We start from the raw sequence: 20394 nt of genomic DNA, 5'->3' as shown, positions 1-20394 counted from the left end.
CCGCCCGCTCACGTGACGATCGAGCCGTTCGAGCACCGAGGCTCACGCGGCCGCGTGCTCTCTGCCAGGACCCCCGGGGCGCCGCCCGGGTCGATCCTGCTGATCTACGGCCACCACGCCGATCTCGAACGCATGCGGACGATCGCGGTCGCGCTCTCGGCGCTCGGCACCGTGACCTGTCCCGACCTTCCGGGGTTCGGCGGCATGCCCCCGGTGCGCGAGAACCGTGTAACGACGATCGACGGCCTGGCCGATGCGCTGGCGGCGGCGATCGGACAGTGCTGCGACCAACGCGAGCGCTTCTCGATCGTGGCCGTGAGCTTCGGGCTCGTCGTCGCCATCCGTGCCCTCGAACGGCATCCACACCTCGTGCCGCGCGTGAGCGCGGTCGTCAGCCTGGCCGGGTTGGCCGAGCGGGCCGACCTCAGGCTGCCGCGACGCCTCCGAACCCCGGCGCGGATGGTTATCCGCGCCGCGGCGACGGCCCCGGTAGCCGGCCTCACCGCCCGCTGGCTGTTGCAGTCGCCGCTCCTCGAGGCGCTGTGCCGGAACTTCGCCCGACACGAGCACGACGCCGTGAGCCTCGCCGCCGAGGTGCGGTTGTGGCGATCAGGTGACTGGCGCACGAGGCTGCTGACGCTCGCGGAGATCCTGCGGCGTGGGCGCCCGCCGACGAGCCCGCTGCCGGTCCTGGTCCATCACGTCGCGTCGGCGAACGACCGCTACGTCCATCCCCTGCGCACCGTGCGAACGCTCGAAGCCCGTTTCCGTGAAGTGCGGTTCAGCGTGGTCGCCGCGGACCGGCACATTCCCAGCGCCACCGCGGACCTCGCTGCGCTGACCGCCTTTCTGCCGGACGCCGCGCTCGAGGTGCTGCGTCGGCATCACGCCGATGCAGAGCGCAGATAGGGCGAGGGCGGCCAGTCGGCACCGACACGTCCCCGCGGATCGTGCGTGTGCCGGTACCACGCGGCGCGTACTGCCTCGTCGACGCTGCTCCGCAACCGCAGCGGAGGCACCTCAGGCGCTGCCACGGGCAGCACGTGGTCCCAATCGATGTCGTCGGCGTCGCGCAGCTTCTCCTGCGCGATCCACGCGTAGCCGAGGTGCAACGCGGCAGTGCGGACCGCCGCCCCGCCACGGAACCGGGTCACTTCGCGCCGGACCTCGGCCGGTGCCAGCTCGACCGCCGCTCGCAGTCGCCCGTCCAAGGTCTCGATCCGGGAGTCGAGCGTGTCGCTGTCGATGTCCAGCAGCTCCCGGATGTCGCGAGCCGACGTGAACCCGTGGTCGTCGAGCAGCGGCAGCAGCGGGAACAGCTGCTCCCAGAACCCGGTGTCGTCTGGCACGCCGGCAAGCGGGCGCGGAGGTCGCCAGCCAAGCTCGCCATCCCGGATCCGGTCGAGCACGTCCCGCAGGCGCTCCACTTCGTCCTCGTCCCCGGGCTGGCGGTCGACGATGCCGTCGCCGCCGAACTCCATGAACGTCAGCTCGTCCCGGAGGGAGGTCGGGATGTAGCTGAAGCGGACGCAGATCGGGCGGCTCGCGCGATCGAGGCCGTAGGCGTCGAAGAGCCTCGTCAGCCCCGCCATCGTCCTCGCGGCGTTGTGGCCCTCCTTCTCGCCAGGCGCCCATGGACAGACGTCGTCGATCAGGATGAACGTCGGCAGATCGCCATCCGACTGCAGCGTGCGCGCCAACGAGCGCAATGCCCTCAGCGGCACGGCAGTGCCTTCCGGCGGCCCTTGCCAGGGCCGTGCGGGCAAGAAGATCGGCACTTCGCCGACGCTCTGAGGATCGACGTCGCAGAGCAGATAGGTCGGAGAGGGACCGGCCGCCCTGCCCGCGCGCATCGCGTCGATCCGCGACGGCCCGGTGCGGCCGAGCACCCGATCGTCGCGATCGAGTGCGAGGGCCTCGATGAAGGTCGGCAGATCGCGATAGTCGGCGCCGAACACGACGTCGGTCACGCAATCAGCCACCCGTTCGGCGGCCTCGCCCTCGATCACGAGCCGGTAGTGCGGGTGGCTGAGCTCGTTCTCCTCGAGCCACTCGAACAACGCGCCGATGTTCGGGTCGCGCAGCCCCGGGCCGCAGCCGACGAACAAGAGCGTCGACACCTTCCCCAGGATCTGTTGGCCGAACTGGGCGAGCCGGTTGTCCAGGATGGTCTCGTAGGAGCCGCGGCCAAAGACGATCGACTCCTCGTCGGTGTGCACTCCGTGCAGGTGCAGGACCCCGGCCTTCTCGCGAAAGAACGCTTCCACCTCGCCGAACGCGCGCCACGAGATGGCCGGCACCCGTCCGGCGGAGAGCAACGTGTCGTAGTTCGTGGTGGCGAGGGGCACGTTCAGATGGCGCAGGGCGCGCAGCAGGGCGCCACTGGCGACGTCGAACCTGGCGACGCTCTCTTTCAGCCAACGGCGCCACGTCCCGTTTCCAGAGCGGAGCGCCTGCTCGACGCGCTCGGCAGCCGCGACGAGCGTCGCCGCGTCCGAGGACGAGAGCGCCGTCTCGATCTCGTCCAGCTCTTGCTCCGTGAGCCGGTGGTGGGCGCGTGCGTACTCGGCGCCGTGGCGGATCAGCGCCGGCCAGCTCGCCGGCCGGTCCGGGCTCGTGGTCGCGATCGTGAAGCCGGCGCCGACGACGGCCACGACCCTGCCGGCGACGAGCTCGTCGAGCAGTGCTTTCGCGGGGTCGTAGCCCATCCGGGCGCGAGCTTACCTGCGGGGCGCGAGGCGGAGTCCCGTACCGCTAGCGTTGCCCGATGCGTCTCGCCACCTCCGCGCAGATGCTGCTCGGCGGCTTCGTCGCCGTCGTGGCCCTCCAACACGCGCTCGTGCCGGAGCTGGCCCCGCAGCGGAACATGGTGTCCGAGTACGCCAACGCGCCGTTCGGATGGCTGATGGTCTGCGGGTTCTCGGCGTGGGCCCTGTCGTTCGCGCTGACCGCGGCGCTGCTGCGCCGTGACGACCCGGTGCTGGGCACGCTGTTCGCCGGCATGTGCGTCGGCGCGCTGCTCGTGGCGGTGTTTCCGACTGAGACGATCGCGGGGGTGCTCCCCGCCGGCGTCCCGCGTACCGCCGAGGGGCGCCTGCACGACGCCGGTTCGGGCTTGATCACGCTCGCGTTGCTCGCGGCCGTCCTGATCGTGGCCGCACGCCCCAGCACGCCCGCTTGCTGGCGTGCGTGGAGCCTAGGGCTCGCGATGCTTGCCGTGAGCGTGAACGTCATCCTGCTCGCGGTCGGCCCAAGTGTGGGCGGACTGAGACAGCGTGCGCTGATCGTGATCGGCTGCCTCTGGCACGCGTCCCTGCTTCGGCGCGCTCGCGCGCAGAAACTGGTGGGCTGATCCGGGATACTCAGACTACGTGTGGCAACTCGGCCTCCCCTTAGCGCTCCTTGCCGGCGCGGAACTGAACCGTCGGTTCCTGAAGCTCCCGAGGCTGGAGGCCGACGCTCGTACGCAGGACCGCCCGCTCGTCGCGGATCTGCGGTTTGGCATCGCCGCGCTCTGGGCGACCGCGACCGCGGGTTGGGCACTCGTCTTCGCCGCCGCGCTCGACCACGACTGGGCGCTCGGCGTGTTGGTGCTGCCGGCGGCGGTGGCAACGCTGATCGGGCCGATCGGCACGCGCAACGCCCTCTACTCGATCGCGCACCTCTACCGCCGGGCGAGCGGGCACGCGGCCAACGAGACCGTCCAGCGTCTCACAACGATCAGCCACGACGCGGTCGCTCAGGCCCGCCGGCTTCCGCCAGGATTGGAGTCCGCTTACGCGACGTTGAAGGCGGCGCTCGCCGACTTCCTCACGGAGGCTCGCGCGCGGCTCGCCGAGGAGAAGCGCAACGACCTGGTCGACGCCTACCGGACCTCGCAGAAGCACGAGTTCGAGCGCTACGGGAACCCGCTCGACGTCATCCGCCTGTGGCACAACGCCGGCATCGAGTGGCTGGCGCTCGCAGCCACCCTCGTCTTGCGTGCGGGGCTGGTGGCCAGCGCCGCGGCGCTCCCTCCTGAGCTGACGATCGGCGTCATCCCGGACGGCGGCGCAGCCGTGCCGTGGATCGTGCTCGTCGCGTGGTCGTCGGCGATGGCGCTTGCCGCGCCGATGGTCGCGTCGGTGGCGATGGATCGCAGGGAGCGCTGGATCGTGGACGTCATGCTCATCGAGCTGGTGCTGCTCGCGGCGACCGTCATCGCGACGCCCAGCTGGGTGATCCTCAGCTCGCTGGCGGTGATCTGGAACTGCGCGAACCGCCTTGGGGACGGCTTCTCGTGGCCGCTCAAGGTGCCGGCGGTCGCAGTCGGTGCCGCGGTCGTCTTCACGGCCTCGCTCGTCGCCCGTGGCGCCGGTGTCGAGGCGGGCCTGGAGCTGGTCTGCGGGCTGGCGCTCGCGGCACTGATCTCGGCGAGCTTCACGGTCTTCGCGCCGGGGAGCGTGTTCGTCGCCATCGTCATCCCGGTGCGGACGAGGATCTCCCAGCGCGCGGTCCGCGCCGAGCTGGAGCCGTACCGCGTGCGAGCCGAGATCGAGGCCGCGGCGTATCTACGTGCGATCGACGCGCAGCTGCCCTCTGGATCGCCGAGCAGCGCGTACGCCACCGCGGTCCAGATTCAGCGCATCCTGGCCGGACGGCCCGCAGAGGTGACCGCCGGTGTCGTGGATACGCTCGACCGGCGTGTCAAGCAGGAGCTCGCCGGCAGCGAGCTCCGGTTCGACGGCATCGTCGCCGACGCGACGCTCGGGGCCGCGCGCTGGCACTCGCGCGACGGGGACACGCAGCTGCTGATCGAGGCGGTGGAGATCCTCGCGACCGAGGCGACGGTCCACGGACGCGGCACATTCGACCTGCGTCTCCAATGGCGCGAGCAGCAGCTCGTGATCACAGCGGGCAACGAGCGTCAGGGTCCGGTGAGTCCCGCCCGGCTCGGCACCACACATCTGGACGCGGTCGTGGAGGCGCTCGGAGCGGCGCGGCGGCCGGAGCGGACGTTCGACGACACGCGCTGGGTCGTGACGTTCGCCGTCCCTTCCTCCATCGTCGAGTTCGAGGAACCGCAGCCGTGAGCCTTCAGACGGACGCGTCGTTGCGCGTCGGCCTGGTCTATGAAGGCGACCTCGACGCGGACGAGGGCGTCGCACACTACGTGCGCACGCTGGCCGCCGGGCTGCGTGCTGCCAACCACGACGTGACACTCTTGACCGCTGGTCCACGCCCCGGCGGATGCGCAGACTTCCCCGGTGGGTACTCGCTCGCGCGCGAGGTCCGCGTCCCGATCAATGGCAACCATGTGTCCGTCGCGTGGCGCGCGTCGTCGACCGCGATCCGACGTGCCATACGCGACGCGCCTCTGGACGTCCTCCACATCCACGTGCCCCACTCCCCCGTTCTGACCGGCGCGATGCTCCGCCGGCTCGCGCCGAGCACCGCCGTCGTCGCGACGTGCCACATGACGACGAGCCGCGTGCCGACCGTCCTCGCGACGCGGCTTTGGCGGCGGGCGAACCGCCGGAGCCTCGCCCGCATCGACACCTCGATCGCCGTGAGCACGACCGCCGCGAAGTACGCGCGTGAGGTGTTCGGCGTCACCCCGCGCGTGATCCCGGCGATGATCGAGGCACGTCAGGCGCAGGGCACGCCAGAGCGCGCTGCGCACGTGCTCTTCGTCGGACGTCTCGTGCCGCGCAAGGGGGCCGAGACCCTGATCGAAGCCTTCGCGGCACTGCCCCGGCCCCATGCGGGCTGCACGCTCGTCATCGCCGGGGACGGGCCGCTTCGTCCGGCGCTCGAGCGCCGTGTCCGCCGACTCGGGATCCAAGCGCGCGTCACGTTTGCCGGCCACGTCACCGAGGCCGCGAAGTTCGAGCTCCTCGCCGCCGCCGACATCGCGTGCTTCCCGTCTTCGGACGGCGAGAGCTTCGGCGTCGTGCTGCTCGAGGCGATGGCGGCCGGCGGCTGCGTCGTGCTGGCCGGCGACAATCCTGGCTACAGCGAAGTCCTGGACAACCACGCCGATCTGCTGGTCGAGTCGGGCACGTTGACGGCTCGCCTGGACACGTTGCTCGCGGACCAGGCGCTTCGCGAGCGGCTGTGCGAGTGGCAACAGGAGCACGTGCAACGATTCACCGTGCCGACCGTGCTGCCACAGATCCTCGACGTGTATCGGCAGGCCACGCGGCACGATTGGAGGCATGAGCTTGCTCTGGCCCAACGCTGAGAGCAGCGCGAACAGCGACCCGTGGCTCGTCGAGCACCACGACGCGATCACGCGCATGCGCCCGCGCGTGCTCGGCGTGAACTTCGTGCACGGGCTGTCCGATGTCGACGCCCGGCAGCAGCTGGAGACGCTCAGCGCGGTGCTCGCAGAGTCCTCGCGCTGGCAGGGCTACCGCGACCCGGCCGCGCCGATCTTCCTCGACTACGAGGTCGGCGAGATCCTCGACTTCACCGAGCCGGCCGGGTCCGTGGACCGCAACTCGGCGCGCTTCCCCCGTGACGGCATCCATCTCGACTACGGCGCGCTGTACGACATGATCGGGCTGCAGGAGCGGGTGGAGCGCGGCGAGGTCAACGAAGTGTGGCTGCTCGCCGATCACACCGACCACACGTGGCCGTGGGAGACGGTCGAGGTCAAGGCGACGTACGACGAGGACTTCAACCGCACGGGCGGCTTCGCGCGCTACGCCGGCAACTCGGGCGAGCACAGCGCGCCGTGGATCGGCCGCAGCCTGCGGATCCTGTTCGTCAACTACGCGCGCGGCGTCGGCTGCGCGATGGAGAGCCTCGGCCATTCGCTCGAGCGGATGGCGACGTGCGGCGCGCTCCCCTACTACGAGCGCCACTTCCGCGCCTACGCGATGCTCCACCTCTACGGGCGCAAGCGCGTCCGCCACCGCCGCCGCTCGGTCTCCGCCGGCGGCAACGTGCACTTCATGCCCAACGGGCGCTTCGACTACGACCTCGAAGGCCAGGGTCCGGTGCTGTCGACGATCGAGACCTGGCGCCAGGCCGAGGAGCGGGCCGTGCCGTGGACGCCGGCGCCGCTCGAGCGCTACCGCGACTTCGCGCCCGACTGCATGGGCCGCTGGGTCGTCTACTGGCGCCAGAACATGCCCGGCCTGCACAACACCGCGCTTGACGACGACGGCCGCCCGATGAAGAACTGGTGGCCGTTCCTGTTCTACTGACGGCTAGGGTCGGCGAGCAGCGCGAGCACCTGATCGGGCTCGAGGGCGTGTGCCGGGACCGTGGCCGCGATCAGGTCGAGCTCACGGATCTCGCGCTCCTCGACCACACCGCCGAGCTTGCCGAAGCGCCGCGTCAACCGCTTCTCGAGCGCGTGGAGCTCGCGCACGGGCGGCACGCCGCAGAGCCGGAGCTCCACGAGCGCCGGGTCCTCGGGGCTGCTGGCGAGGCCCGCGCCCATCGCCACCCCTTCCCCCATCGTCTCGGGGCCGAGGATCGTCTCGGCGAACGGGTCGCCGAGGCAGGCCTGCACCGCGCTGATCTGGTGGCCGGCGAGCGCGTTGGCGTCGGCGTCCTCGGCGGCCACCGGCTCGGTGGAGTCGACGCCGATCGCGACGATCCCCGCCTCGCTCGAGGTCTGGAAGCCGTCGGCGAGCACGCGGTCACGCACGCGGCTCGGGCTGAGCTCCAGGTCGGCCGCGTCGAGCCGGGCCTCGTCCACGTAGGCCAGCCGCGTCCGCGACTGCAGGCTGTCGGGGAGCGCCACCAGCGCCCCCGAAGACCCCGGCGGCGGGGCCTTCACCTGCGAGGCGCTGAGCTCACGCGGCGCGGACGTGGGCGCCGGGTCCGCCTCGGGCTCGCTCCCACCGGAGCCGCAGCCGGCGAGGACGAGCACGGTGCACAGGAGCAAGGCGTGGCGCATGATCCGCCGCAGCATGGCGGGCCATGACCGCGCGCCCGTGAACGGCATGTGAACGTACCGTCCAGGCTCCTCAAGCCTGCGGCCGGCGCGTGACCAGGTACGTGCCGACCCCGGCGAGCAGCGCCCAGAACGCCGCGCCGATGGCGAAGAAGCTGACGCCGGACGCGGCGACGACGAACGTGATGGCGGCGGCGTCGCGTCCGTGCTCGGCGCTCGTGGCGCCGGAGAGCGCGGAGCCGAGGGCCCCGAGGAGGGCGAGCCCGGCGACGGCGCCGGCGACGTCCGCCGGGGCCGCGCTGACCAGGGTGGCGAGCGCGGTGGAGAGCAGCGCGAGCACCAGGTACGCCCAGCCCGCGCTCATCGCGGCCGTCCAGCGCCGGCGCGGATCGGGATCGACCTCCGGCGCGATGACGAGCGTGGCGGAGATCGCGGCGAGGTTGATCGCGTGCCCGCCGGCCCCCGCCCCGAGAGCGGTCCCGGCGCCCGTGACGACCATCGCGCTACGCCAAGGCACGCGATAGCCGTAGCTGGCGAGGATCGCGGTGCCGGGGACGTTCTGCCCGGCCATGGTCACGACGTACAGCGGCAGCGCCAGGCTCAGCACGCCCGCCCACGTGAGGTGCGGCGTGGTCCACTGCAGCTGCGGGAGCAGGTCGCCGTGCACGCCTCCCCCACGCGCCGCGTCGACGCCGATGACGGCGAGCGCAGCCACGAACGCGGCGGGGATGGCCCACTTCGGAGCGAGCCGGAGCACCACGAGCCAGACCAGCAGGATCGGCGCGATCTGCCACGGGTGCGCGACGAGCTCACGCACCGGGGTGAGGCACAGCTGGAGCACGATGCCGGCGAGCATCGCCTGCGCGATCGGGGTCGGGATCGACGTGATGAGCGCGCCCAGCCGGGGCCAGATCCCGGTCGCCATGATCAACCCGCCGCAGATCAGGAACGCGCCGATCGCCGCGGGCCAGCCGCCGTCCACGGTGCCGGTGCTGGCGAGCAGCGCCGCCCCGGGGGTCGACCACGCGATCAGCAGCGGCATGCGGTAGTGGCGGCTCAGCAGCAGCGTCGCGACGGCCATGGTCACGGTCACCGCGAGCAGCCCGGAAGCCGCCTCGGCCGGGGAGGCGCCCGCGGCGCGCAGGCCCGACAGGACGACCGCGAACGAGCTGGTGAACCCCACCAGGGCCGCCATGATCCCGGCGACGATCGTGTGCGCGCTGGCGTCCGACGTCCGTTCCATAAACAGAACATAGCGAACCTGTTCTGTTTATGGAACAGCGCTGGTAGGGTCAAACGCGTGGACGAGCTGGCGGCACTGGTGGGGGAGCGCGTCCGCACCGCGCGTCAAGAGCGCGGGCTGACGGTGGCCGCGCTCGCGCAGGCGGCGGGGATCGGCAAGGGCTCGCTGTCGGAGCTCGAGCACGGCGCCCGCAACCCGACGCTGAGCACGCTGTACGCGCTCGCGAACGCCCTCGCGCTCCCGCTGGCCCACCTGCTCTCAGGGCGGGTGGGTGCGCGTCTCTCCGAGCCGGGGATCGAGGGACGCCTCCTCGACGTGAGCACCGACGCGGACTGGACGGTCGAGATCTACCGGATGACGTTCGCGCCCGGTGCGGAGCGCCACTCGGGCGGCCATGGCCCGGGCGTCGTCGAGCACCTGCTGGTGACCGCGGGCCGGCTCCGGGTCGGCCCGGTCGGCGAGGAGCGAGAGATCGGCGCCGGGGAGACCAGCACGTGGGACAGCGACGTCGCGCACGTCTACGTCGCGGTCGGCGCCGGCCCCGTCGAGGCCGTGGTCGTGATCCGCTCGCCGAGCGCAAGTACCCTCGGTCGCAACCACTAAGGGAGGTTGCTGAACATGCCGGACATGGGTGCCCCGCTCGATCGATTCGCGGAGGTGGAGACCGGAGAGGCGTTCACGCTGCAGAACCCGCGGCTGCTGAAGGTCGAGCTGTCCGAGACCACGGTGATGGCGCGCAACGGCTCGATGGTCGCCTATCAGGGCGACGTGCACTTCGAGCACAAGGGCGGCGGGCTCGGCCGGATGCTCAAGAAGGCGGCCACCGGCGAAGGGCTGCGGCTGATGCAGGCCAACGGGTCCGGCGAGCTGTTCCTGGCCAACGACGCGATGCTCGTCCACGTGCTGTCGCTGCAGAACGACTCGCTGACCGTGAACGGCAAGAACATCCTCGCGTTCGAGGCGGGGATCGAGTGGGACGTCACGCGCATCAAGGGCGGGGCGACCGGCGCGATCGCCGGCGGGCTGTTCAACATCCAGCTGCGTGGCTCCGGCCTCGTCGCGCTGCTGTCGGACGGCGAGCCGCTGCGGCTTGACGTGTCCGAGGCGCCGACCTTCGTCGATCCGCAGGCCGCGATCGCCTGGTCGGGCGGCGTGACGACCAACCTGAAGACCGACATGCAGGCCAAGTCGCTGATCGGGCTCGGCTCGGGCGAGAGCGTCCAGCTCGGGATGTCCGGCCAGGGCTGGGTGCTCGTGCAGCCGTCCGAGGGGCGCCAGGTGGTGGCCACCTGACGCCCCCGGTCGGCCGTTACGGGTTCGTCGTCGAGAGCGTGAAGGTCAACGTCTTCGAGTAGCTGCCGGTCCGCAGCGCGTCGGTGCGGCCGATCAGCTGCTTGAAGGCGATCGTCGACTTCACGTTCGACACCGGGGTCCCCCACGCGTTCGGCGTGATCCCGACCTGCAGCGGCTGCGGCAGCGAGAACGGGCCATTCGTCAGGTGGCCCGGATCGCTGACCGTCAGCGCCGCGTCACCCGCGGTGGAGACGATCGTCGCGTCCGTGGAGGCCGTGTACTCCCTCTCGACGCCCGGCGTGAACGCGCCGAACGTGGCGGGAGCGCCCAGCGTGAGCGAGAGCGTGGCCGGGACCGTGCCACCGACGGTGCCGGTGGTGTCCTTGACGAACGGCAGCGCCGGCGCGGTCGTCGCCGCGACGTGGCCCTTGCCGGCCGCGCTCGCCAGTCGCTCGAACGCGTAGGCCATGCCGACGAGCTTGTCGTCGTCCCACGCGCGGCCGAGCAGCTGGAGGTTGATCGGCTGGCCGTTGTCGTTGACGCCCGCCGGGAACACGACGGTCGGGATGCCCGGGCCGGCGCCCGGCGTGTCGCGGCGGCCGAAGCTCGACTTGCCGCCACCGCCGTCGTTGAGCGAGATGTCGGACAGCAGGCCCGGGTAGACGACGGCGTCGACGCCGAGGTTGTCCGCGCCGGCGGTGTCCAGCCACGTCTTCGCGAGCGCCTTGTGCTGCAGGCGGTAGTTGCGCCGCGCGGTCAGCTCCTCCGCGGTCATGCGCGCCGCGGGTGCGACGGCGCACGCGCTCGGGTCCTGGCGCACGTACTCGACCTTGCGCTGCGAGCAGCTGACGTCGACCGCGCTCTTGATGTTGAAGCCCTGCTCGGCCAGCTCCGGATGCGCGTCGATGTACTGCATCCAGCCTTCCTGGCTCGTGTTGCCGGACGGGTTGACGGCCGGCGCGGGCGGCGTGTTCGTGTCGCCCACGGTCGTGCCCATCTCGACGATCGTCGCGCCCGCGTCCGTGAGGTACTTCAGCGCGGCCTTGGTCGCCTCGATCGTGCCCGTCGTGCCGAACGGGTCCTCCCACGTGGCCGGAATGTAGCCGATGCGCTTGCCCTTCAGCGCGTCCGGGTCGAGCGTGCTGCGCCAGTCGGCGGGGCGCTCGGCGTCGGCCGGCGCGGTCGTCGGGTCCTCCGGGTCGGTGCCGGTGACGACGTTGAGCATGTCCGCGAGGTCGGGGACGGAGCGCGTCATCACGCCGCCGAAGTCGGTCAGCCAGGACAGCGGCATGATCCCGCTGCCGGACTCGAGCCCATCCGTGCCGCGCAGGGTGACGAGCGAAGCGCCGGACGCGGGCGCGTACAGCGAGTCACCCGTCTGCGAGCCGAGCGCGCCGGCGGCGAGGTTGGCGCCGAGCGCCGTCGCCGAGCCGCCCGAGGAGGCGAGCGCGGACTTGGAGGGCATGAACGCGTTCCACGTCTGGCCCCACGCGTCGTTGGAGTAGTTGCCGCTCGTCGCGTACTCCTCGAGCGCGGCCTTGCCGATGATCACGGCGCCTGCCTCGCGCAGCTTGGCGACCTGGAAGGCGTCCTTCTTCGGGCGGAAGCCGGCGAACGTCATCGAGCCGTTCGTGGTCGCCATGTCGTAGGTGTCGTAGAGGTTCTTGATCGCGATCGGGATGCCGAGGACGGGCGATGTCTTGCCGGCCTTGCGGGCGGCGTCGGCCTTGGCCGCCTGCTCGAGCGCGTCGTCGGCGACGATCTCGTACGCGTTGAAGCCGAACTGGCCCTGGTCGTAGACCTTGATGCGGTCCAGGTAGGCCTGCGTGATCGCGACCGAGGTCGTCAGGCCGGATTCCATGTCCGCGCGCATCTGGCCGATCGACTTCTCCACCACGTCGTAGCCGGACGTCGTGACGGCGCGCGGCTTCGCCGGCACCGGCACGCGCGGGACGCCGCCCGCGGCGGAGCAGTCGGCGGTGACGGCGAAGTTGTCGATCGAGCACACCTGCGCGGCGCTCAGCCCGGTCAGGTCCGGCGTCGTGACGAGCGACGCCGCCGTCGTCTCGACCTTCAGCCGCTCGGCGTCCGAGGTCGCGGTGGTCACGCGGCTGCCGAGCACGATGAAGTGCAGGACGGACTTCGTCGCGCCCGCCGGGATCGTCAGCGTGTTCACGTAGGCCTGGAAGTTGCCCTCGTGGCCGCCGGTCGCGAACGGCTCATTGAACGTGTCGTTGAGCCAGTTGCCGGTGAACGTCATCGCGCCGCCGAACGGAGCCGGCGTGCCGATGACCGTGGCCTGCGGGCCGCCGACGAGCGTCGTGCCCGACAGCGGCGTCGCGACCTCCGCCCACGTGTCCGATGCGGTGATCGCGGTGTCGCCGGAGGACGTGTTGACGAGCGCCGAGCTGTTGGCGCCGCTCGCGCTGTAGCCCGACTGGCCGCCGAACGCGACCTTGATCGTGACCGGCGCGCTCGTGGTGTTGGTGAAGGTGTCCAGCCAGCGGCCGTAGCTGGCCGTGCCGACCGGCAGCTCCTTCTTGATCTGGACCGCGCGCGCGATCTCGACCCCGCCGAGCTCGACGGCGGTCGTCGTCTTGAACGCGTCGCTGCCGTTGAACTCGAGCCCGAAGCCGCGCATCAGCTCGCCGTTCAGGCGAGGACTGCCGGGGACCTGGACCTTGATGCCGCCGAACCCGTTGATCGTGGTGGAGTAGGCGGGGCTCTGCCCCGCGCCGACCTGCGTGGCGCGGATGCTGCCCGTGTCGACACGCGGCGGGGCGAAGTCCTGGATCCCCCACCAGGTCCCGTTGCTGTCGGACACGTAGTTGAAAGCCGAGCTCTGCCCGGCGAACGCGAGGGCGGCCACGGCGGCCGTACCGGCGAAGGCGAAGAATCGTCGCATGACCCGCGCAATCCAATCCGCCACAAGCCGGAGCGGTTACCGCCCGTCGGTCGGTACCGGCTCGACCATCAGTCGAGCCCGCCACTTCGCGGACGGGTGACGTGCAGCTTCTCGAGCGCGCCGTCCACGAAGACCAGGCTCACGTCCTGCTCGGTGGTGAACCCCACGTACTCGTCGACGGTCAGGAACGCGTCGGTCGTCCACGAGATGTTCCGCGCCGCCAACCACTCCTTGACGGCGTCGAGCTCGAGCGGGAAGTCGCCTTCGACCAGTGGGTGCTCGCCGTATTGCCCGGGATACCAGACGATCATCTCGACCTCGTCGACCGCCTGCGTGAAGAACAGCACGAGCGAGCCGTAGAACAGCGCGCGCGGCCGTCGCTCGCGCCGGCTCGGCTCACCGAGCACGGCCTCGACCTCGGCCGCCGTGAGACCGAGGCGGATGCCGCTGGACTCACGTCTCGCGGCGAGCTCCGCGATAGAGAGCACTCGCGCTAGGACACCGACCAGGTGACGTTGTCCGCGCGGCACTCGTCGAACTTCTTGCCCTTGCGGTAGAAGCTGCGCTTCACCGAGAACGTGCCGGACCAGGTCGCGTCGGCGCGGGTGCCGGTGAGCTTGGCGCTGTTGCGCACGCGCCAGCCTTTGCCGAGGCTTGCGGAGCTGGAGTCTGCGTCGTTGATGACGTCGGCGGTCGCCTGATCGTACGGGCGGAAGAAGCGCGTCGAGGTCGGCCCTGTCGACTTGTTCTTCTTACATGACAGGGACCAGCCGATCTTGAGGCGCTTCGGGACGCCGTTCTGCAGGACGACCGTGACGCTTCTCCCCTGGCTGGTCTTGCCCCGGAGCACCTTGGCTTCGGCGGCGGCGGGCACGACGAGAGCGAACGTGGCGAACGCGGCGATGAGCCTGAACATGGCGCATCGAGTACCCGCGATCAGTGAACGTATGCCGACCGACAGCCCTCGCAGCAGAAGTACACGCGTCCGTCGGCGGTGTCGAGGTGGACGGTCTGCTCGGAGGCCAGGACCTCCATGCCGCAGATCGGGTCGGTCGCGCTCTCGATCGGGGCGTCCACCGGCGGCGCGGTGCGCTGGGCGATCAGCTCGGCGAGGATCGAGATCGCGATGTCCGCCGGGGTGCGGGCGCCGATGTCCAGGCCCGCGGGCGTGTGGATGCGGGCGCGGAGCTCGTCGTCGACGGACTCGCGGACCGCGCGGCCGCGCTTGGGTGACGCGACGAGCGCGACGTAGGGCACGTTGAGGCGCAGGGCGACGGCGAGCGCGTCCTCCTCGGCCTCGCCGTGGGAGGCGACGACGAGCGCGGCGTCGCCGGCCTCGGGGACCATGCCGACGTCGTACTCGGCGGCGCGGGCGATCGCGGTGAGGGCGCGGGCGATCGGGGTGTCGCCGACGATCGCGATCCGCGGGGCGACGGGCTGGGGGTCGAGGAAGATCTCCAAGGCGCCTCCGCTCAGGCAGGGGTTGTGGGAGACGACGACGCCGTCGAGTGGGTCGCGCTCGGAGATCGCCAGGCCGGGGAGCAGCCGGAGCAGCGTGGCCTCGCCGGTCTCCAATGCGCGGGCCGCCTGCAGGCGTACGGACTCCTGCGCGCAGACGCCGCCGACGAAGCCCTCGATCGTGCCGTCGGAGAAGACGAGCGCGGAGTCGCCGGGACGGACGCTCGTCGGCTTGGCGGCGCGCACGACGGTGGCGACGACGAAGGCCTCGCGCGCGGCGCGGAGCTCCTCGATCCGGTGGGCGGGGATCACTGCATGGCCTCCCAGACGCGGGACGGAGTACACGGCATGTCGACATGGGCGACGCCGAGCGCGTCGCAGATGGCGTTGACGATCGCGGGCGGCGAGCCGACGGTCGCGGACTCGCCGATGCCCTTCGCGCCGATCGGGTGGTGCGGTGAAGGCGTGACGGTCATCCCGGTCTCCCAGTCGGGGACCTCGACGGCGGTCGGGATCAGGTAGTCCATCAGCGAGCCGGCGAGGCAGTTGCCGTCCTCGTCGAAGGCGATCGTCTCCATCAGCGCCATCCCGATCCCGTCCGTCAGGCCGCCGTGGATCTGGCCCTCGACGATCGCCGGGTTGATGCGCACGCCGCAATCATCGACCGCGATGAAGCGCCGCACTTTGACGACCGCCGTGCCCGGGTCGATGTCGACGACGCAGACGTAGGCGCCGAACGGGAACGTCAGGTTGGGCGGGTCGTAGACGGCCTCGGCGTCCAGCCCGGTCTCCACACCCGGCGGGAGGTCCAGCGTGCCGCGGGCCGCGCGCGCGATCTCGGGGATGGTTGCGCCGACGCTCGGATCTCCCGCGACGGACCAACGACCCTCTCGCCACACCAGGTCTTCGGGCGCGACCTCGAGCATCGCCGCCGCCACCAGACGCGCCCGGTCACGGACCTTGCGCGCGGCGATCGCCGTCGCGGCTCCGGACACCGGCGTCGAGCGCGACCCGTAGGTGCCGAGCCCGTACGGCGTGTTGTCGGTGTCGCCGTGCAGCACCTCGACGTCGTCGACCTCCAGCCCGAGCTCGTGCGCGACGATCTGCGCGAACGTCGTCTCGTGCCCCTGGCCCTGCGACTGCACGCTGATCGCGACCTGTGCCGTGCCGGTGGGCGACATGCGGATCGCGGCGCCGTCGTTCATCGCCAGCCCGAGCATGTCCATGTGCTTGCGCGGCCCGGCCCCGACCGCCTCGGTGAAGAAGGACAGGCCGATGCCCATCAGCTCGCCGCGCGCCCGCTTCTCGGCCTGCTCGGCGCGCAGCGCGTCGTAGTCCGCGATCCGCAGCGCCTCGATCAACGCCGCCTCGTAGTCGCCGGAGTCGTAGACCCAGCCGGTCTTGCTCGCGTACGGGAACTGGTCCGCGCGGATGAGGTTCTGCAGCCGCAGCGCGACGGGGTCCACGCCCAGCTCGCGTGCGAGGCAGTCGACCAGCCGCTCCACGAGATAGACGGCCTCGGCGATCCGGAACGAGCACGCGTAGGCGACGCCACCCGGCGCTTTGTTCGTGAACGCGCCCGTCACGCGGCAGTGCGCGGCCTCGACGTCGTAGGAGCCGGTGAAGACGGAGAAGAAGCCGGCGGGGTACCGGGTCGGCTGGGCGGTGGCGTTGAACGCGCCGTGGTCGGCGATCACGTCGACGGCGATGCCGCGGATGCGACCGTCGGCCGAAGCCGCGATCCGCCCGCGCATCGCGTAGTCGCGGGCGAAGCCGGTCGACATCAGGTTCTCCGAGCGATCCTCCACCCACTTGACGGGCACGCCGAGCTGCATCGACGCGGCGATCGCGCACACGTACCCCGGATAGACCGGGACCTTGTTGCCGAAGCCGCCGCCGACGTCGGGCGAGACCACGCGGATGCGGTGCTCCGGCAGGCCGGTGATGAGCGCGTACATCGTCCGGTGCGCGTGCGGCGCCTGCGTCGTGCACCACAGCGTGAGCTTGCCCTCCACACGGTCGAAGGAGGCGATCGCGCCGCACGTCTCCATCGGCGCCGGGTGCGAGCGCGGGAACACCATGTCCTGCTCGACGACGACTTCGGCGTTGGCGAACACGCGCGCGGTCGCGTCGGGGTCACCCGCCTCCCAGTCGAAGACGTGGTTGCCGGCGTCGCGCACCGGTGTGGCGTCGTCGAGCAACGCGGCGCGGGCGTCGGTGACGACCGGCAGCGGCTCGTACTCGACCTCGATCAGCTCGAGCGCGTCGCGCGCGGAGTAGCGATCGTCGGCGACGACGAACGCGACCTCCTGACCCTGGAAGAGCACGCGGTCCCCCGCCAGCACGGCCTGCGTGTCGGCCGAGAGCGTCGGCATCCAGGCCATGTCGCCGAGCTCGGAAGCGGTGAGCACGGCATGGACCTTCGGATGCTGCAGCGCGGCCGTCGCGTCGATCGACACCACCTCCGCATGCGCGTAGGGCGACCGCAGCACCGCGCCGTGCAGCATCCCGGGCAGCTCCATGTCATCCACGAACCGGCCCTGCCCACGGATGAGCCGCGCGTCCTCCTTCCGGCGAACGGAGCCGAAGGCCGTCATGTCTCGCCCTTCGCGTCGAACACGGCGACGTTGACCGTCTTGCACGCACCGCACTTGATGCGCACGCGCTTGGTCATCTGCTCCATCCCCATCGCGGCCGCGAGCACGTTCCCGCACTCGACGCACACGTAGTCGTACGGGCCGTTGGCGCGGAAGACCGGGCGGGCGGGATCGTCCTGCAGGGCGGTGGCGCCGTCCGGCGGCACCTCGCCCTCGCGCACCCGCCGCATGGTCATCCGCTCGGCCATCAGATCTTCGCGAGCTTGGTGGTGAAGTCCTTGATCATCGCGTCGAGGACGGTCTGCACCACGCCCTCCCCCATCGACGCGGCCTTGCCGTTGATCGTCGCCTTCGTGTTGATGTCGCCGCCGCCGCCCGAGAGGTCGAAGGTGACGTCGGCGTTCGCGTAGCCCGAGCCGCCCGTGTCCTTCGAACGCACCGCGAACACGGCGGTGCGCGCGTCGTCGTCGCGCTGCGTGACCTCCACGGTGCCGCGGAACGTCATCGACATCGCGCCCATCTTGACCTTGATCTCGGCCTTGGCCTTCTCGTCGGACTCGCGTTCGAGGACCTTGCCGCCTTCCACGCACGGGATGAGCCGGTCGAGGTCGAGCACGGCCTGCCAGTTGTCGGCGTCGTCCTTGCCGGTGTCGAAGCGGTGGTTGAGCTCAACCATTGGTCCTCACTTTCACCTCGACGACGTCGGCGACCTTGAGGGTCCCGAACAGCGCCGAGTAGGGCTTGATCTTGAAGTCGGTCTGCTTGACCTCGGCACGACCTTCCGTGCCGTCGAACGTGAACGCGACCGGGTGCGTGACGCCGTTGAGCGTCAGCTCGCCGCCGCGGTAGGTGATCGGCGAGCCGTCGAGGATCTCGTCCTCGAGCGTCTCCTTGATCCCCGCCTTCTCCTCGTCGCCGAGGGTGCCGATGCCGCCCTCGCCCTTGAGCACGCGCAGGCTGCGCGGGTCGGCTTCGAAGTCCAGCGTGCCGTCCTCGTAGGTCGCGCTCCAGCGCTCGACGAGGATCGTCAGGTCGTGGCCGGCCTTCGCCGCCGCGCCCGCGCGCTTGGTGTGGACGGTCAGCGTCGCGTCTTCGGGTCCGTAGGTGGCCATCTAGTCCTTGTAAACCGTCTGGGCGTCGAGGCCGCCTTCGACGCCGGGCGGCAACGCACCCGTGCCGTGCGCGTACAGCGCGACGTCGGCGATCGTGCGCGCCTCGGCGCCGCTCACGAACGCGCCGTTGTCCCACTGCAGGTCGTCCGTGCCGAGGTCGGCGCCGGCGAGCAGCTTGGCCTTGGCGAGGATCTTGCCGGTGGCGACCGTGATCGCCGCGGGCGTTCCGGACGACGGGCTCTCGTTGAAGCCGTGGCCGGTGCCGAAGCGATCCTCGTCGGCGGGCACGACCTTCACGTCCAGGGCGGGAACGCCGAGCTCGTCGGCGACGAGCTGCGCGTAGCCGGGCTCGTTGCCGTCGGCGCGGGTGGTGAGGCTCAGCACCATCTTCCCCGTCGGGTGGACGCGCAGGAACACCGCGCGATAGGCCTCGTCAGCCACCTTGTGCCTCCAGTCGTTTGCGCTCCTGATGGGCGGTCAGGGCGTTGTGGTCTTCGCGGTCGCAGAACGCCGACGGCGGGCCGCCGGCCTGGTTGGGCGGCACGACCGGGCGGTCGCAGCCGGGGTAGATGCAAGTCAGTGCAGGTCCCATCCGGGTGTGGTCCTTCCTCGGCTCGGGCTGTAGCCGCTCGGCATGGCGACGCTGCTGCCGGCCACGGGCGTCGCGCTCGCCCACTCCTCTTCCTCGGGCTCGATCGGCTCCAGCTTGCGCGTGCGCTCGGAGCCGATCTCGGCGATCACCTCGTGCATCGCCTCGAGGTTGTGACCGGAGATCAACGCGTCGACGAACGGGAGCGCCGCGGCCATCCCACCGACCCGCGGTGAGAAGCCGGCGGCCGCCACGCGTGGGTTCACCCACACGATCCGGTACGCGAGCCGTGACAGGCGCTCCATCTCCTGCGCGACCAGCGCCGGGTCGCCGCGCTCCCAGCCGTCCGACAGGATCACGATCACCGCGCCGCGCGCCATCCCGCGCCGGCCGTGGCGGTCGTTGAAGGTCTTCAGCGCCTCGCCGATCCGGGTGCCGGAGGACCAGTCGGGCGCCGCCGCCGCGGCCCGCTGGATCGCGCGCTCCGGCGAGCGCGTGGCGAGCGCGCGCGTGATCCGCGTCAGGCGCGTGGCGAACACGAACGCCTCCGCGTCCTTGCCCGCGCAGGTGAGGAACTGCAGGAACGCGCGCGAGTACGGCTCCATCGAGCCGCTGATGTCGCACAGCAGCACGATCCGCCGCCGCTCGACCACGCGCCGGCGGCGCTGCAGGTTCACCGGGTCACCGGCCGTCCGCAGCGCGCCGCGCAGCGTCCGGCGCAGGTCGATGTGCTGGCCGCGGCGGTCGCGCTTGGCCCGGCGCCGCCGGCGCACGGGCGCGGCGAGCCGGAACTCCGTCATCAGCCGATACAGCTGCGCGAGCTCGCCCGGCTCCAAGGCATCGAAGTGCTTGTCGCGCAGGCGCTCCTCGTCGCTGGCGACCACGGGCACGACCGACACCGCGTCGTTGGTCGCCTCACCGTCACCCGGGGTGGGAGAGGCGCCGCCGGGCGCGCCGCCCTTCGCATCGGCGCTCGCGGGCCGGTCGTCGGCCACCGCGAGCTCGTGCTCGACATCCGGCGGCGCGTCGTACGTGAACGTCACGCCGCCGAAGACGTCGAAGAAGACGGTGTCGAAGGCGCGCACCTGCGCGGGGTCGGAGACGAACACGGCGCGCGCCGTCCAGTACAGGCGGGTGCGCGCGTACGGCTGCGTGAGCGAGAGCGCGTCGGCGAACCGGGCGCTGCGCTCCGGTGTGACCGGCACGCCCGCCTCGTGCAGGCGGCGACCAAACGCGGCGGCCAGCTCCGGGATCGGAAGCGCCCGGGAGGACGAGCCCTCCGGGCGAGTCGTCCCCGCGACGCGAG

Annotated in this window: 20 protein-coding genes; 7 read left to right on the top strand and 13 right to left on the bottom strand. The window is 71.4% G+C overall.

The features are described from left to right. The first annotated feature begins 12 nt into the window (after window positions 1-12). Entirely contained in the window at window positions 13-909 is an 897-nt protein-coding gene (locus OJ997_RS03210) for an alpha/beta fold hydrolase (protein WP_270023564.1), read from the top strand. Here OJ997_RS03210 and OJ997_RS03205 read toward each other — a convergent pair. Beyond that, on the bottom strand, window positions 885-2708 hold the full coding sequence (locus tag OJ997_RS03205; RefSeq protein WP_270023563.1) for an SIR2 family protein: 1824 nt from the start codon (window positions 2706-2708) through the stop codon (window positions 885-887). The genes OJ997_RS03210 and OJ997_RS03205 overlap by 25 nt on opposite strands. 59 nt (window positions 2709-2767) lie before the next feature. On the opposite strand from OJ997_RS03205, the gene OJ997_RS03200 reads away from it, so the two are divergent. The 4 genes from OJ997_RS03200 to OJ997_RS03185 are packed head-to-tail and all read left to right on the top strand — an operon-like array spanning window position 2768 to window position 7193. Further along, complete coding sequence (locus OJ997_RS03200) at window positions 2768-3352, top strand: DUF998 domain-containing protein (protein ID WP_270023561.1); 585 nt, start codon at window positions 2768-2770, stop codon at window positions 3350-3352. 19 nt (window positions 3353-3371) lie between these two features. Further along, complete coding sequence (locus OJ997_RS03195; protein WP_270023560.1) at window positions 3372-5072, top strand: hypothetical protein; 1701 nt, start codon at window positions 3372-3374, stop codon at window positions 5070-5072. A gap of 20 nt (window positions 5073-5092) precedes the next feature. Beyond that, window positions 5093-6223 carry a glycosyltransferase family 4 protein gene (locus OJ997_RS03190; RefSeq protein ID WP_270023558.1) on the top strand — a complete coding sequence of 377 codons (1131 nt, stop codon included), beginning with the start codon at window positions 5093-5095 and terminating at the stop codon, window positions 6221-6223. Beyond that, window positions 6198-7193 carry a hypothetical protein gene (locus tag OJ997_RS03185; RefSeq protein ID WP_270023557.1) on the top strand — a complete coding sequence of 332 codons (996 nt, stop codon included), beginning with the start codon at window positions 6198-6200 and terminating at the stop codon, window positions 7191-7193. The genes OJ997_RS03190 and OJ997_RS03185 overlap by 26 nt, the downstream gene beginning before the upstream one ends. Here OJ997_RS03185 and OJ997_RS03180 read toward each other — a convergent pair. Together OJ997_RS03180 and OJ997_RS03175 are read right to left on the bottom strand one after the other, a co-directional pair. Continuing rightward, the gene (locus OJ997_RS03180; RefSeq protein WP_270023556.1) at window positions 7187-7942 is read right to left on the bottom strand and encodes a hypothetical protein; all 756 of its coding nucleotides are present in this window, start codon (window positions 7940-7942) and stop codon (window positions 7187-7189) included. The two genes, OJ997_RS03185 and OJ997_RS03180, sit on opposite strands and share 7 nt — an antisense overlap. 22 nt (window positions 7943-7964) lie before the next feature. Then, window positions 7965-9134 (bottom strand): benzoate/H(+) symporter BenE family transporter, encoded by a 1170-nt coding sequence (locus tag OJ997_RS03175; protein ID WP_270023555.1) that lies wholly within the window; start codon window positions 9132-9134, stop codon window positions 7965-7967. A 57-nt stretch (window positions 9135-9191) separates the two neighbouring features. On the opposite strand from OJ997_RS03175, the gene OJ997_RS03170 reads away from it, so the two are divergent. Both OJ997_RS03170 and OJ997_RS03165 read left to right on the top strand, forming a co-directional pair. Further along, window positions 9192-9737 carry a helix-turn-helix domain-containing protein gene (locus OJ997_RS03170; RefSeq protein WP_270023554.1) on the top strand — a complete coding sequence of 182 codons (546 nt, stop codon included), beginning with the start codon at window positions 9192-9194 and terminating at the stop codon, window positions 9735-9737. 24 nt (window positions 9738-9761) lie between these two features. Continuing rightward, window positions 9762-10427, top strand: a complete 666-nt coding sequence (locus OJ997_RS03165; protein ID WP_270023553.1) for an AIM24 family protein — start codon at window positions 9762-9764, stop codon at window positions 10425-10427. Window positions 10428-10443: 16 nt separating this feature from the next. On the opposite strand, the gene OJ997_RS03160 is transcribed toward OJ997_RS03165, so the two are convergent. From OJ997_RS03160 to OJ997_RS03115, 10 genes are all read right to left on the bottom strand, one after another. After that, window positions 10444-13332 carry an amidase gene (locus OJ997_RS03160; RefSeq protein ID WP_270023552.1) on the bottom strand — a complete coding sequence of 963 codons (2889 nt, stop codon included), beginning with the start codon at window positions 13330-13332 and terminating at the stop codon, window positions 10444-10446. A 68-nt stretch (window positions 13333-13400) separates the two neighbouring features. Further along, complete coding sequence (locus tag OJ997_RS03155) at window positions 13401-13820, bottom strand: hypothetical protein (RefSeq protein WP_270023551.1); 420 nt, start codon at window positions 13818-13820, stop codon at window positions 13401-13403. Window positions 13821-13825: 5 nt separating this feature from the next. Further along, window positions 13826-14248, bottom strand: coding sequence for a hypothetical protein (locus OJ997_RS03150; protein WP_270023550.1), 423 nt, complete (start codon window positions 14246-14248; stop codon window positions 13826-13828). Window positions 14249-14268: 20 nt separating this feature from the next. Further along, window positions 14269-15102, bottom strand: coding sequence for an XdhC family protein (locus tag OJ997_RS03145; protein WP_270023549.1), 834 nt, complete (start codon window positions 15100-15102; stop codon window positions 14269-14271). Continuing rightward, window positions 15099-17387, bottom strand: coding sequence for an aerobic carbon-monoxide dehydrogenase large subunit (locus OJ997_RS03140; protein WP_270023548.1), 2289 nt, complete (start codon window positions 17385-17387; stop codon window positions 15099-15101). Before OJ997_RS03140 ends, OJ997_RS03145 begins: the two co-directional genes overlap by 4 nt. Next, a complete protein-coding gene (locus OJ997_RS03135) occupies window positions 17384-17635 on the bottom strand; it encodes a hypothetical protein (RefSeq protein WP_270023547.1) in 252 nt (83 codons plus the stop codon). The genes OJ997_RS03140 and OJ997_RS03135 overlap by 4 nt, the downstream gene beginning before the upstream one ends. After that, window positions 17635-18063, bottom strand: coding sequence for an SRPBCC domain-containing protein (locus tag OJ997_RS03130; RefSeq protein WP_270023546.1), 429 nt, complete (start codon window positions 18061-18063; stop codon window positions 17635-17637). Before OJ997_RS03130 ends, OJ997_RS03135 begins: the two co-directional genes overlap by 1 nt. Next, a complete protein-coding gene (locus tag OJ997_RS03125; protein ID WP_270023544.1) occupies window positions 18056-18499 on the bottom strand; it encodes a YceI family protein in 444 nt (147 codons plus the stop codon). The genes OJ997_RS03130 and OJ997_RS03125 overlap by 8 nt, the downstream gene beginning before the upstream one ends. Continuing rightward, a complete protein-coding gene (locus OJ997_RS03120; RefSeq protein WP_270023542.1) occupies window positions 18500-18940 on the bottom strand; it encodes a molybdopterin cofactor-binding domain-containing protein in 441 nt (146 codons plus the stop codon). A gap of 135 nt (window positions 18941-19075) precedes the next feature. Next, window positions 19076-20332 carry a vWA domain-containing protein gene (locus OJ997_RS03115; protein ID WP_505011398.1) on the bottom strand — a complete coding sequence of 419 codons (1257 nt, stop codon included), beginning with the start codon at window positions 20330-20332 and terminating at the stop codon, window positions 19076-19078. Between the last annotated feature and the right edge of the window lie 62 nt (window positions 20333-20394).

The organism is Solirubrobacter phytolaccae, from assembly GCF_027587195.1.
GTDB lineage: Bacteria > Actinomycetota > Thermoleophilia > Solirubrobacterales > Solirubrobacteraceae > Solirubrobacter > Solirubrobacter phytolaccae.
Note: the sequence above shows the minus strand (reverse complement) of the source record. Positions and strands in the feature narration are given on the sequence as shown.